Source organism: Mucilaginibacter sp. BGA-UO-ETr-C110, from assembly GCF_059567985.1.
Genome location: NZ_JCAQPB010000002.1, coordinates 3,827,400 through 3,839,958 on the forward strand (window position 1 = coordinate 3,827,400; position 12,559 = coordinate 3,839,958).

The 12,559-nt window shown below is 44.0% G+C and carries 11 protein-coding genes; 5 read left to right on the top strand and 6 right to left on the bottom strand.

Features of this window, described 5'->3' with window-relative positions; genetic code table 11:
* Positions 1 to 38: 38 nt before the first annotated feature.
* From AC57BQ_RS16460 to AC57BQ_RS16470, 3 genes are all read left to right on the top strand, one after another.
* Entirely contained in the window at positions 39 to 284 is a 246-nt protein-coding gene (locus tag AC57BQ_RS16460) for a hypothetical protein (RefSeq protein ID WP_496407328.1), read from the top strand.
* Positions 269 to 565, top strand: a complete 297-nt coding sequence (locus AC57BQ_RS16465; protein ID WP_496407329.1) for a type II toxin-antitoxin system RelE/ParE family toxin — start codon at positions 269 to 271, stop codon at positions 563 to 565. Before AC57BQ_RS16460 ends, AC57BQ_RS16465 begins: the two co-directional genes overlap by 16 nt.
* A 92-nt stretch (positions 566 to 657) precedes the next feature.
* The gene (locus AC57BQ_RS16470) at positions 658 to 1,455 is read left to right on the top strand and encodes a DUF3050 domain-containing protein (RefSeq protein ID WP_496407330.1); all 798 of its coding nucleotides are present in this window, start codon (positions 658 to 660) and stop codon (positions 1,453 to 1,455) included.
* A gap of 121 nt (positions 1,456 to 1,576) precedes the next feature.
* Here AC57BQ_RS16470 and AC57BQ_RS16475 read toward each other — a convergent pair whose 3' ends face one another.
* Both AC57BQ_RS16475 and AC57BQ_RS16480 read right to left on the bottom strand, forming a co-directional pair.
* The gene (locus AC57BQ_RS16475) at positions 1,577 to 2,413 is read right to left on the bottom strand and encodes an aminotransferase class IV (RefSeq protein WP_496407331.1); all 837 of its coding nucleotides are present in this window, start codon (positions 2,411 to 2,413) and stop codon (positions 1,577 to 1,579) included.
* Positions 2,414 to 2,547: 134 nt separating this feature from the next.
* Entirely contained in the window at positions 2,548 to 3,606 is a 1,059-nt protein-coding gene (locus AC57BQ_RS16480; protein WP_496407332.1) for an RluA family pseudouridine synthase, read from the bottom strand.
* Between the two features lie 325 nt (positions 3,607 to 3,931).
* Between AC57BQ_RS16480 and AC57BQ_RS16485 the strand changes: the two genes are divergently transcribed.
* Entirely contained in the window at positions 3,932 to 4,819 is an 888-nt protein-coding gene (locus tag AC57BQ_RS16485; protein ID WP_496407333.1) for a 1-aminocyclopropane-1-carboxylate deaminase/D-cysteine desulfhydrase, read from the top strand.
* A 62-nt stretch (positions 4,820 to 4,881) separates the two neighbouring features.
* Here the strand turns inward: AC57BQ_RS16485 and AC57BQ_RS16490 are convergent, their stop codons facing one another.
* The 4 genes from AC57BQ_RS16490 to AC57BQ_RS16505 form a co-directional block, all read right to left on the bottom strand.
* Positions 4,882 to 6,273 carry a glycosyl hydrolase family 18 protein gene (locus AC57BQ_RS16490; RefSeq protein WP_496407334.1) on the bottom strand — a complete coding sequence of 464 codons (1,392 nt, stop codon included), beginning with the start codon at positions 6,271 to 6,273 and terminating at the stop codon, positions 4,882 to 4,884.
* A gap of 81 nt (positions 6,274 to 6,354) precedes the next feature.
* Positions 6,355 to 7,770: a glycosyl hydrolase family 18 protein gene (locus AC57BQ_RS16495; RefSeq protein WP_496407335.1), complete on the bottom strand. Its 1,416-nt coding sequence runs from the start codon at positions 7,768 to 7,770 to the stop codon at positions 6,355 to 6,357.
* Between the two features lie 761 nt (positions 7,771 to 8,531).
* On the bottom strand, positions 8,532 to 9,860 hold the full coding sequence (locus AC57BQ_RS16500; RefSeq protein WP_496407336.1) for an SGNH/GDSL hydrolase family protein: 1,329 nt from the start codon (positions 9,858 to 9,860) through the stop codon (positions 8,532 to 8,534).
* An 18-nt stretch (positions 9,861 to 9,878) separates the two neighbouring features.
* Positions 9,879 to 11,102: an OmpP1/FadL family transporter gene (locus AC57BQ_RS16505; RefSeq protein ID WP_496407337.1), complete on the bottom strand. Its 1,224-nt coding sequence runs from the start codon at positions 11,100 to 11,102 to the stop codon at positions 9,879 to 9,881.
* Between the two features lie 245 nt (positions 11,103 to 11,347).
* On the opposite strand from AC57BQ_RS16505, the gene AC57BQ_RS16510 reads away from it, so the two are divergent.
* The gene (locus AC57BQ_RS16510) at positions 11,348 to 12,256 is read left to right on the top strand and encodes a helix-turn-helix domain-containing protein (RefSeq protein ID WP_090467352.1); all 909 of its coding nucleotides are present in this window, start codon (positions 11,348 to 11,350) and stop codon (positions 12,254 to 12,256) included.
* The last annotated feature ends 303 nt before the right edge of the window (positions 12,257 to 12,559 follow it).

A 12,559-nucleotide genomic window follows, 5' to 3' on the forward strand; every position in this document is an offset into this window, starting at 1 on the left:
AAATTGCAAATCTTTAATAATATGCTTAAATTTATAGTATGAAACTTGCAGAGTTAAAATCAGAATTTCACAATCTTATAGATCAAATAGATGATCCTGAAATGCTGTCGCAATTTTATGATGTGATAACTCAATCCCTGCAACCTAAAAATTCTGTTTGGCAAGCTTTAACCCCGCAACAACAACAGGATGTTTTAACTGCTTATGAAGAAAGTGAAGATGAATCTGATCTGATTTCTTTATCGGCATTAAAATCCAAATACAAGGAATGGCCTTTGAAATAGTTCTTACAAAAAGAGCAGAAAAGGATTTCGAAACTATTCTTCAATATATACTGCTTGATTTTGGCCAAAGCGCAGCTATTCGTTTTAAAGACTTGACTTTTGAATTTCTATCTATACTTGAAAAATTTCCAGAAATAGGGATAATTCTAATTGCCGAAAAAGGTATTCGCTCGATAGTAATCCATAAACGATTAAAGGTTTTCTATAGGATAAAAGGTGCAAAAATAATCTTGCTCAGATTATTCGACACCAGGCAACATCCTGGTAGTGCAATAAATTAATTCCCCCCTATCAAACCAAAGTCAAAATAAAATAAACACTTCGCTAATAATCACCATGTTTGCTATTTTTGCGGCCACAAATTTTATTATCCATGGCCAATTACAGCGACAGAATTACACTGCTTAAATCCGAGATCCAACCTTTGCGTGAGCAATTGATACAACACGAGCTTTATAAAAATATCAACTCTGTAGAGGAGCTTACCGTTTTTATGGATCACCACGTATTTGCGGTGTGGGATTTTATGTCGCTGTTAAAATCGTTGCAACAAAAACTAACCTGTACGATTACGCCATGGATGCCTACCGGTAACTCCAACACCCGTTACCTGATCAACGAAATTGTTACCGGCGAGGAAAGTGATGTAGACGAAGCTGGTAACCGTACCAGTCATTTTGAGCTGTACCTGCGTGCCATGCAGCAGGCCGGCAGCCAGGCTGTTGCTATCAATAATCTCTTCAATGAGCTTAACTTTGGCAAACACATTGACGAGGCCCTCATCATTGCCGATATCCCGGTGGCGGCACGCAACTTTGTACAACACACTTTTGAGGTGATCGACAGTCCTAAAAATCATGTGCAGGCAGCTGTGTTTACTTTTGGTCGCGAGGATCTGATCCCGGATATGTTTGTGAGTATTGTAAAAGAGCTTAGCCAGCAATTGCCTGGCAAGGTTGATATTTTGCTATACTACCTGGAACGCCACATTGAAGTTGATGGAGATCATCATTCCCAATTAGCCTACCAAATGACCGCCGAACTTTGCGGTGACGACGATACCAAATGGCAGGAAGCTACAGAAGCCGTAAAAGAAGCCCTGCAAACTCGCATTGCCCTTTGGGATGGTATTTTGGCAGCAATTAAAGCACCGGTATCTTCCGAGTTATAAGTTTCCTCCACGTCATTGCGAGCGTAGCGTGGCAATCCCTAACTATACAGAGCGGCTCTGCACATCGGGGATTGCCACGCTACGCTCGCAATGACGCGCTGTTTTTAACGTTTGCTATGCCCTACAGCTTATTCAACTCATCCATCAGCACCTTGCTGATGCGGTTAAAATAGCGCCGTACGCCAAAGCCCATTACGGTTTGGATGCCGCGGGTTGCATTGGTTAAAAACACCTCATCGGCCTCGTACAAAATATCCGGGTTTATCTGGGCTTCGGTAACCTCAATGTTATTTTCCTGGGCCAGTTTGATCACTACCTGGCGCATCACCCCTTCCACACAGCCTTCGCTTAAAGCTGGAGTATATAAATGATTTTGGTAATGGACAAATATATTGGAGCTGCTGGCTTCGCACAGAAAACCGTTTTGGTTGAGCAAAAACACATCGTCCAGCTTGTTCTGGGTTTTATAGATGCCCGCCATCACATAAATAAGCGAATTACAGGTTTTGATGTTGGATAAGTAGTTTGAAGGCTTGGGCAGTTCGGTAAATACATCCATAATGAGCCCCTTTTCGTTCAGAAAATAACGAGGTTCTTCGGATGCGGTAAGCTCCAGGCAATAACCCATTTTATTTTGCGATGGGGTATACAAGCCTTCAGCATCGCGGTAAACAGTCAAACGCAGGCGGCCATGTTTTACCTTACTTCTTTTAGCCAGTTCTTCAGCAATATCCTTTAAAAACCAGGCATCCATTTGCGAATAGCCGTCAATTTTAAGCGCCTTCATCCCCCGCTGCAGGCGGTCGGCATGCTGGTCGGCAAATTTGAGTTGCCCCTTCATTAAGCGCATACTTTCAAACAAGCCATCACCATACTTAAAAGCGCGGTTGGCTATGGTAAGCAGCTGGCTGTTTGCCGGGATTATATCTCCATTAAAATTGATTAAAACGGGTATCATGTAGATGTGCAAATATCAAGTGTGCAAATGTGCAGATTTTTTAACGGGTTAAGCAAGTCATCATGCTACGCCACTGTAAATTCAGCACAATATGCCAATATGCAAAAACCATGCTTGTATTCATATTTATATCGCTAAAGTTCGTCGGTTGTTATATTTGTTTGATTACCAGCAGCTGTATATTTACGCCATTTTTGCAGTACACTTTCAAAATCGGGTGGCAGCGGCGATTCAAAGGCGATCTGTTTTTTTAATGTCGGATGTAAAAAGCCCAGTGTTTGCGCATGCAGGGCCTGCCTCGGCATCAGTTCAAAACAATTTTCAACAAACTGCTTGTATTTGCTGAATACGGTACCTTTCAAGATCTTATCACCGCCATAAGTAGCATCGCTGAACAGCGGGTGACCAATGTGTTTCATATGCGCCCTGATCTGGTGGGTACGACCTGTTTCCAACTGACATTCGATCAATGTAACATAGCCCATCCGTTCCAGTACTTTATAATGGGTTACCGACCATTTCCCTTTTTCAGGGTCATCGTATATCGACATCACCCGCCTATCGTTCACGCTGCGGCCAATATAGCCGGTTACGGTGCCATCCTGCTCCAGGTCGCCCCAGGCTAGTGCGATATATTTACGGGTAATGGTATGATCAAAGAATTGTTTAGCCAGCCAGTTCATGGAGCGCTCATTTTTGCTGATGAGCAGCAAACCGGAAGTATCCTTATCAATGCGGTGAACCAAACCTGGCCTGCCATCATTACCCGGCAAGGTTGGCAATTGCTGAAAATGGTAAACCAACGCGTTAACCAGTGTACCGGTATAGTTGTTATAACCCGGATGTACCACCATACCTGCGGCTTTATCAACCACCAGCACATCGTCGTCTTCATAAACAATATTGATGGGGATATTTTCCGGATAAACCTCGGTATCGCGCGGCGGATGGGGCAGTACTACCGAGATCACATCAAGCGGTTTTACCCGGTAGCTCGATTTGATGGGCTTATCATTCACCAGCACATTTTCCAGCTCAATAGCGTTCTGGATGCGGTTGCGCGAGGCATTCTCTACCCGGTGCATCAAAAATTTATCAATACGCAGCAGGGATTGCCCTTTGTCAACCACAATGCGTAAGTGCTCAAATAGATCTTGTTCTTCCTGCTCTATAAGCTCGGTATCGTCTGCCATTTGAGGGCAAAAGTAATCGTTTTTTATCGTAGTATATAGTATCAAGTAGTTAGTATCAAGTATCACGACTATTAGCGACTTTGGTATACCTTACCAGAAAATCCCGATATTTGATAATTGGTATCAAGTAGTTAGTATCAAGTATCACGACTTTTAAATATCGCATATTTAAAAGTCCACGCTTAATACCAAACAGGTGAGCGTCGACGCTTACCTAAAAATAAAGTTCAAGTGTAGACCCTTGAACTGGCTCAGACACTTGAACTGGTAAAGAAAATGTCTTGATACTTGATACTAACTACTTGATACTAAAAAGATACTAAATATGGATATCGATCTCGAAATTTTTAGCCCGGTTCAAGCCATCGGCAATCCGCTGTTTGATGAGCATGGCGTAAAAGTTTTTCTAAAACGCGACGACCTGATCCACCCCATGATATCGGGCAATAAGTGGCGTAAATTAAAATACCTGCTTAAAACCGCGCAGGGGCAAGTTAAAAATCACCTGGTAACCTTTGGCGGCGCCTACTCCAATCATTTATTGGCCACCGCGGCGGCCGCAGCACGTTTCGGGTTTAAGGCTACCGGTATAGTACGCGGCGAAGAGGTAAATAACGATACCCTGTTTTTATGCAAACTGCATGGTATGCAGTTGATATTTACCGACAGGGATAGCTATCGCGATAAAGCAGCCTTGTTTAATCAATATTTTGGAGACGATAACGACGCCTTTTTTATTGACGAAGGTGGCGCCTCGCCGGAAGCCGCCCTGGGTTGCAGCGAACTGATTGATGAACTTACCGAAACTTACGACCATATTTTTTGTGCCTGCGGTACGGGTACTACGGCTGCAGGTATTATTAATGGCTCAAGCAGGCATCAGCTTAAAACCCGGTTTAACGCGGTACCTGTTTTCAAGAACGGCTCGTTTATCCGTGAGGAGATCAATAGGTTCCTGACCACTCCTGCAGATTATGACCTCCACACCGATTATCATTTTGGTGGTTATGGCAAGGCAGACGCCCAACTGATTGGTTTTATAAAAGAATTTGTAGCTACCACCGGTATCGTGATCGAACCCGTGTATACCGGTAAAATGATGTATGCGCTTTATGATCTGATCGGCAAAGGGCATTTTGAACCCGGCAGCAGGATTCTGGCCATCCATAGCGGGGGCATCTGGGGTTTGCTGGGCATGAAAGATAAATTCTGATCACAAAAAAATGCCTGGCTCCGAAACCAGGCATTCAATTTAGAATTAATATACGAGATGGTTTAGTTACCTACTGTAAAGGCTTCCCATCCCGAGGCTGTAGCACGGTTACAGGTCATCGCCTGCGTACCGTTTTCGCTGCTGATAAATTTGCCGTTATTTCCACGCAGGGTTACTTTACCATCAGCTGCAACTATCCAGTCGAATTTTTCCCAATCGCTGGCAGTCGCACGGTTACAGGTAATGGCCTGGGTACCGTTTTCTGAGGATACGAATTTGGCTTTGCTGCGCAGGGAGATTTTACCGCCGCCAGCATCAATTACGGTAAAATGTTCAGTATCGCCTGCGGTAGCATGGGTGCAGGTCATGGCCTGCGTACCATTTTCGCCGCTCACATACATACCGTTAAAGCCTTTTAGTGATATTACGGTACCAATTGGCGGATTGCTGCCCGTTGGAGGTGTTGTACCGCCCAGCTGATCATAAATAGCCGAAAGCAATGAATTGGCACCGATGGCATCCTGAGATAATTCCCAGATCATGATACCTCCACCCTGGTTAACAGCCAGTGTTGTTTTGCTTTTAATAGTAGGGATACCGTTATAACCTATACCATTCCAGGTATCAGAGTTAGGGCTACCGCCGCCGGCAAGGATATCAGCATAGGAGGTATATGGCTCCCGGCCATAAAAAGGTACGCCTAATATGGCTTTTGCTTTTGGCAAACCCCGGCCTATCCAGTAATTTAATGAAGTTTGAGCCAATGAATAAGGCGAATGGTTTGAACCTCCACCATCATAGGCCATCAGGTTTAAAAAATCAACATAACCAAAAACGCTTGCAGGTATCGATGAACCACCGTCTGACACAACAGCAGAGGATAGCAATTTACCCTGATTATGCAAAGTGGTGCTTAACAGTTGCATTAAAGCTGCATAGTTATTTGATGAAGCTCCATTATCCGGATACTCCCAGTCAATGTCAACACCATCCAGCCCATACTGGTTTACTACACCTACAATGTTGTTGGTAAATGTTTGACGAGAGCCAGAATTGGCAGCCATCGCTTCAAATGCACTATCGTTACCATCGTTCCATCCGCCTACGGCTATAGATATCTTTACGCCATTAGCATGAGCCTTTGCTACCAGGGTCGATAGTCTTCCTCCATCTATAGAGGTAAGCCCGCCTGAGTTGGTTGGCAATACAAACGCGTAAATAAGGTGGGTAAGTTTAGTGTACTGAATTTGATTAGGATCACCGGCCCAGCTGGGTATGTAGCCTACAACCTTAAAGCCCGCAGGAATGGCCGATGTACCCATTGGCCTGTTGGGCACATCGGGCGAAGGTGTTGGAGCAGAAGGTGATAAGTTGTTGTCTTTTCGACAAGAAGAAAGTGCCAGAAGTACCGCCGCCACACAAAGCAGCAGGAACGAGTTAAACTTTGTTTTCATAAATGAATAGATTAGTGGTTAGTTAGATATAGTTAATTAATACCGGCGGTGAGTCGCCGGTATTAATTATTGGTCATTTGATTAATTACCTACGGTAAAGGCTTCCCAGCCAGAAGCGGTGGCACGAGTACAGGTCATGGCCTTGGTACCGTTTTCGCTGCTGATGAATAAACCGTTATTGCCGCGTAGGGTTACTTTACCATCGGCTGCAACTATCCAGTCGAATTTTTCCCAGTCGCTGGCTGTGGCGCGGTTACAGGTAATGGCCATAGTACCGTTTTCTGAGGATACATATTTGCCCATACTGCGTAAGGAGATTTTGCCTCCACCCGCGTCAATCACAGTGAAGTGCTCCCAGTCGCCGGCTACGGTACGGGTGCAGGTCATGGCTTGCGCGCCATTTTCACCGCTTACAAACGCGTTGTTAAAGCCTTTGAGAGATATTACAGATCCTATAGGCGGGTTGCTGCCTGTTGGAGGTGTAGTACCGCCATGCGCTACAATTACATTATGAATGGTTGAAAGCAGGGAGTTTGCTCCGGTAGCATCACCGGCCAGCTCCCATATCATCATACCGGCTATGCCACGGTCAAAAGACAAATTGGTTTTGTTGGTAATGGTTGGAATGCCGTTATAACCATAGTTTTGAAAAGTGTCTGAATTTGGACTGCCGCCTAAAGCCAATACATCATTATAGTTTTTGGTGATGTAATCACCCCTGTTGTCGCGTGCGTAAAAAGGCACACCCAAAACGGTTTTTTCAAGGGCTAAACCGCGACCACTCCAATAGTTCAGACAGTCAACTGCCGATTGATAGGTAGAATGCTGGAAGTTATTATCATCATAATCCATAATATTTAACCAGTCAACCGAAGTCATGGTGGTGCTGGTTACATAAGTAGCCCCGGTTGAAATAACAGCCGCTGTTGCTAATTTACCAATGCCGTGCATGGCATTAGCCAGCGACTGCATCATCAAAGCAAAGTTATTGGCTTCGGTGCCAGCCGATGGGAATTCCCAGTCGATATCCACACCATCCAAATTATTCTGATTTACATAGTTAACCATCGTATTAACAAATGCGGTGCGTAAGCTGGCGCTTGCCACTATGGTATGAAAAGCATCACCGCCGCCGCCACCGCCAACAGCAATAAGCGCCTTTACATTGTTATTATGCGCTAGTGTGGTCATACTGGCCAATTTGCCGGGGTTATCGATGGAAGTTAAGCCCCCGCTGGTTGTAGGCGAAATGAAGGCATAAATAATATGGGTTATTTTACTGTACTGAATGGCATTTACATCGCCCTCCCAACTGGGTAAATAGGCTACTACTTTAAATGTGGCAGCAGTTACCGCGTTAGTGCCTTGTTTGCCTTGCGAGGCATCGTTGTTGTTTACAGGCGCAAAATCGGCCCGGTTATCCTTTTTACACGATGATAAGGCAAATAATACCGAGAAGACTCCAAGGAGCAGAAAAGAGTTAAAATTTAATTTCATAAGTTAAGAGTTAGTGGTTAATATGTAGTTATGATTGGTTGTTAAGTTTTTTCAACAAAAGGCACCCGCCCAGCAGGCATTTGTAGGCGCTTATAATATCAAATGATGATATCAATAGTTATAGTAATAAGTAATTCAGGGTATGTTTTACGAAAGTAAATCTAATGTAATATTTTATTATAAATAGCTTAAAAACAGCACAATACGCTTAAACAACAAGCATTGTAGTGCTTTTGTAGGGTATCATTATGATAAGTATATTATAAATATTAATGAAAAATATTTTTCCTGATACGCTTGGCTCACAGTTTACTTTTTAGTTAAGTATGAGGTATTAGGAATGATGAATCAATAATGGTTCAGAACTAGGCGCATAGTCGACTCACCCCGACATCGCTATGCTTGTCACCCCTCTCTTCGCCTGCGGCGGAAAGAAGGGATTTCAAAAGTTCAAAATAACGTCATTGCGAGCGCAGCGTGGCAATCCCCTACTTACAGAGCGGACCTGCTTATCGGAGATTGCCACGTCGTTCCTCCTCGCAATGACGCGCAGAGGAAAGGGCGTATTAGCACCCTCTTTCCGCCGCAGGCGAAGAGAGGGTGGTCCAGCGAAGCGTAGACCGGGTGAGTCGACTCTGCTACTTGATGGGCCTTTACCTTCAGGACAGGATGAGTTTAATAAAATCCACAGCAAACAAAAAAAGCCGTTCCCTTTTCAGAGAACGGCTTACGTAAGATCAGTAATAGTTATTTGAATACTTTTACGGGAATTTCACTCCTCTATAACTGGAAACATTAGCCAGCGGGATAGAAGCGTTATATTGCTTATTAATAGCTTTAATAAATTCATTGGCCACAACGGCATAACCACGTGGAGTGAGGTGTATCCCATCCAATGAAAATATACCGCCACTGATAAAGGCAGAGCTCAGATTCACGCCGTCAACTACCAGGCCATGGGCTTTTACATCGTTCAAAAAGGCATAGGCATCAAAAATGGCCAGGCCTTTTGAGGAAGCCACAGACTTAATGGTTGCATTGTAAGCATTCACATAATCCTGGGTAAGGGCTACTTCGCCCTGATCAAGCACATATTTATTATCAATTGGCGTATAAGGGGTTAAACCATAAGGCAAGTTCCCGAGGGGAGTACTTACCGGTTGCCCGATCATACTGGTTGGAAAGGAAAGAATGATCAGGTCGGCTGCAGTAGCCACTCTCGGAGCGTAAGTAGTACCTGAAACAAGGGCGTTTACATACAAAGCCTTCGCTGCCGGGTTTACCTTTTGTACTCCGGCCAAAATAGCGCCAACCGTTACGGTAGTAAAATAAGGCACCGCGACAACATCTGGAATAGTAGCTACCGCACCTTTTTGACCACTTTTGGTCAGTTGGGTAATAGACAGGTTGTACAGTTGCGAAAATTGTGCTTTATCAGTCAGTCTAAGGTTGGGATCTGCGCCGCCGGTGATAGCATACAGCAGGGCGTCATTACTACCCAACCAGTCGGTAAAAAACGTGTAGGGCTTGGCCGTAACAAAATCCAGGTAGGTTGAATTTACATTTGTCGGAAAATCAGTAGGTAGCATTCTTTCAAAATATCCATTCAAGTTTCCCAGTTGCCCAAAAGTTATCTGCTGTAGCTTAATCAACGGTACACCATAGTTATTGATGTCGCCTTTGTATTTGGTGTATAACGTTACGGTACCAAAACCTGGCACTGTAGCTTCGCCGCGCTTACCTGTAGCAGGCTGCATTTCGGTAGTGGGCACACCATTGGTGAGGGCTGTTAGTTTTAAATAACCTGATCCATTAGCCTGATCGGTGCTGAACAAGGGTTGGGTAAATGTACCACCACCCACTTTTTGCATTTGTGCCGCGATAATGCTTGGGTATGAATTTAACTGGCCTTCCCGATATAAGCCGCCATCGGCATAACCTGCGGTAAGTGAATTACCTACTGCAATGTACCTGGTAAAATCGGCCGTTCCGCGTGAAGGCGCGGGTGTATTGATACTGGTTTTACAGGCGCCAAAGCCCAATAAACCCGCAACTAAAAATATATGTAAATATGATCTGTAAGTTTTCATTTGATTAGAATTTAGATATTACCAGTGATAAGCAAGCGATAAACCGGGGATATAAACGTTGGTTTTAAACGTACCGGATAACTGCGATTCGATATTTGTTTGCGTGCGCGCATCAAGATGTTCGTACTCAAATGAAACATCCAGATCAAGGCTTTTGGTTACTCTATAACCTAAGCCGGCTGTTAAATAATAACGATTGGCATCCGGCGCTTCCGGGGTAACATAGCCATCCCTAACCGCGGTAGTTACGTAGCCACCGCCACCGCGTACAAATATTTTATCAGTGGCTTTATATTCGGCTCCTGCCCTGTAGCTCCATCCGTTTTTATAATTACGCGGCGAATACGTATCCTGTAAGGTCGGGGTGTTTTTAGCATAATCAAACCCAAGCGTTTTGTATACATCCCATTTGGTAAAATTCACATCTACAGCAACCGTCCATTTGTCTGATGGCTTGTATCCTAAACCGATAGATGATGTGGAGGGCAAAGGAAGCGTAGTGGTAAATGTATTTGGCTGCGGAAAATTTGGTTGTATAGAGCTGGCCACTTTAAAAATAGCATCGCCATTTTTTACGGTAGTATTTACCTGTGAACGGTAATCAAGCCCGATGGTTAAACCAACATTTGTTTTTATAAAAGCACCCGCGTTCCAGCCAAATCCATGACCGCTACCTTTCAATTGCGCCTGTCCATCGTTACCCGAAGCGTCCGTCACCGGAATGGCTCTTGTCAGGTCAACCGTACCGTGGTTGTAAACAAAGCCCGCACCCAGGCTCAGGAAATCGGTTACTCTATAGCTCAGCGTTGGCTGAAAATAAATGGCTTTCAGGTTTAAGCTTTCCAGCGTATATTTTCCTGCCCAGTCATTTCCCCAGTCGGTTAAACCACCATAAGGAGTATAAACGCCTAAACCGATCTTCCAGCGGGCGTCTTTTGGCCCCCAAACACCGTAAGCCGTAAATGGCGTAGCTATCTTGCTTTTGGTACGAAACTGATCTGTGGAACCACTGGGGTTAAAGTCCGACTTAAAAAGCAGCGGACTCATGCCAGCCTGTACATAATTTTGCGGCAGCATAGCAACAGCGCCCGGGTTAAATAATACGGAGGCACCATCCTGCAGCAATCCTGTTCCGGTATGGCCCATTCCGATCTGTTTCTGTCCGTGAAGATTAACCTGGAAACCCTGGCCAAATGCAATAGCAGGCATTATTGCAAATAGCAATAGTATAAGTTTTCTCATGAGTAAAATATAATTGGTTTATAATATGCCACCTGCTTTGAGAGAGCAAGAAGACAGTATTTTTTTAAAAAATAAAATTAGGAGGGTTTGAAAGGAAAAAAAGGGCTATAATGCGGAGGTATTGGTCAAAAAGTCGGAGAAAGTTTAATTGATAGTATAAATAATACCGATACTATTAAATATTATTGCCGTTTAATTAACAGTTTTCATCAATTATTAGACAATAAAATCATATCTTTCCGTACATGAATAAGAATGCCAGATATGTGAGCAAGAAGATCGCTCAGCTTAGCCTTTCCAAATTTGCCGACCTCTATGCAGATAAACTGGTAAGCCCTGAATTTTTTATTGCCGACGAAAAGCAGTTACTCAGTTTAAGCGAATATCCCTACCGTTCCGACGGTTATATTATAGGCATCTGTACCCGTGGGCATGCCCTGGTAGAAGCCAACCTGCAGGTTTACGAAGCCAAACCCGATGCCATGTTGCTGGCCACCCCATTTCATATTTTAAGGATCTATAACAGCAGTGATGATTTCTTGTGCCGGTTCATCGTTTTCTCCAAAGCTTTTTTAACCGAAAACAATGTAAGCAGCCATTTCCTGGAGTCGTTCAGTTATTTTAAAAGCGCATCGCTCCCGGTTATCTACCCCGATCACGAGGACGCCAAAATGCTGCTGGATATTTACCTGCTCATGCAACAAAAACTGGCCCGTGAGACTCATCCCTACCGGATGGAAATCTCCAGGAGCATGTTAATTACCATGCTGTACGAGGTTGAATCTATCTACGAAAAGCAACATGTGATGATCAAAGGCAAGCAAACCCGCAAGCAGGAATTAAATGTGCTGTTCCAGGACCTGGTTTTTCATCATTATAAAGAACACCGCAACGTACAGTATTATGCCGATTCGTTATATGTATCGCCTAAACACCTTACCGAAACCATCAAGGAAGTAACCGGCCGCACAGCCGGCGAATGGATAGACGATGCCGTAGTGCTCGAAGCCAAAGTATTGCTCCGGAACCACGATATCAGCATAGCCCGCGTTGCCGAAGACATTCATTTCCCCGATCAATCATCCTTTGGCAAGTACTTTAAAAAACATACCGGGATGTCTCCGTCTGATTACAGGGTGGTTACCGGGCATTGATAGGAATTATTACCATTAAAAACAGTTTGTCATTCTGAGGAACGAAGAATCTATTCATCGACTTTACATATCGCAGAACAGATTTTTCACTACGTTCAAGAAATAGTTCTTCACTGCGTTCAGAATGACAAAAGAAAATTAGTACTCCATCCTCTTTCCGACTTTTTGACCAATACCTCCGCATTGCTGCCCTTTTTTTCGGCGGGTAAGGCTTCTAATTTTACTCCTGATTATAAAACCAACAAAAACGAGTATCGATTATAGTATTAAGTAACGAGTATCAAGTATCACGATTTTCACAAG

Bases quoted from the DNA above. Each gene is read 5' to 3' on its own strand.
- AC57BQ_RS16470 (WP_496407330.1), top strand. From the start codon at position 658: ATGGCCAATTACAGCGACAGAATTACACTGCTTAAATCCGAGATCCAA.
- AC57BQ_RS16495 (WP_496407335.1), bottom strand. From the start codon at position 7,770: ATGAAATTAAATTTTAACTCTTTTCTGCTCCTTGGAGTCTTCTCGGTA.
- AC57BQ_RS16500 (WP_496407336.1), bottom strand. From the start codon at position 9,860: ATGAAAACTTACAGATCATATTTACATATATTTTTAGTTGCGGGTTTA.
- AC57BQ_RS16475 (WP_496407331.1), bottom strand. From the start codon at position 2,413: ATGATACCCGTTTTAATCAATTTTAATGGAGATATAATCCCGGCAAAC.
- AC57BQ_RS16460 (WP_496407328.1), top strand. From the start codon at position 39: ATGAAACTTGCAGAGTTAAAATCAGAATTTCACAATCTTATAGATCAA.
- AC57BQ_RS16510 (WP_090467352.1), top strand. From the start codon at position 11,348: ATGAATAAGAATGCCAGATATGTGAGCAAGAAGATCGCTCAGCTTAGC.
- AC57BQ_RS16480 (WP_496407332.1), bottom strand. From the start codon at position 3,606: ATGGCAGACGATACCGAGCTTATAGAGCAGGAAGAACAAGATCTATTT.
- AC57BQ_RS16490 (WP_496407334.1), bottom strand. From the start codon at position 6,273: ATGAAAACAAAGTTTAACTCGTTCCTGCTGCTTTGTGTGGCGGCGGTA.
- AC57BQ_RS16505 (WP_496407337.1), bottom strand. From the start codon at position 11,102: ATGAGAAAACTTATACTATTGCTATTTGCAATAATGCCTGCTATTGCA.
- AC57BQ_RS16485 (WP_496407333.1), top strand. From the start codon at position 3,932: ATGGATATCGATCTCGAAATTTTTAGCCCGGTTCAAGCCATCGGCAAT.
- AC57BQ_RS16465 (WP_496407329.1), top strand. From the start codon at position 269: ATGGCCTTTGAAATAGTTCTTACAAAAAGAGCAGAAAAGGATTTCGAA.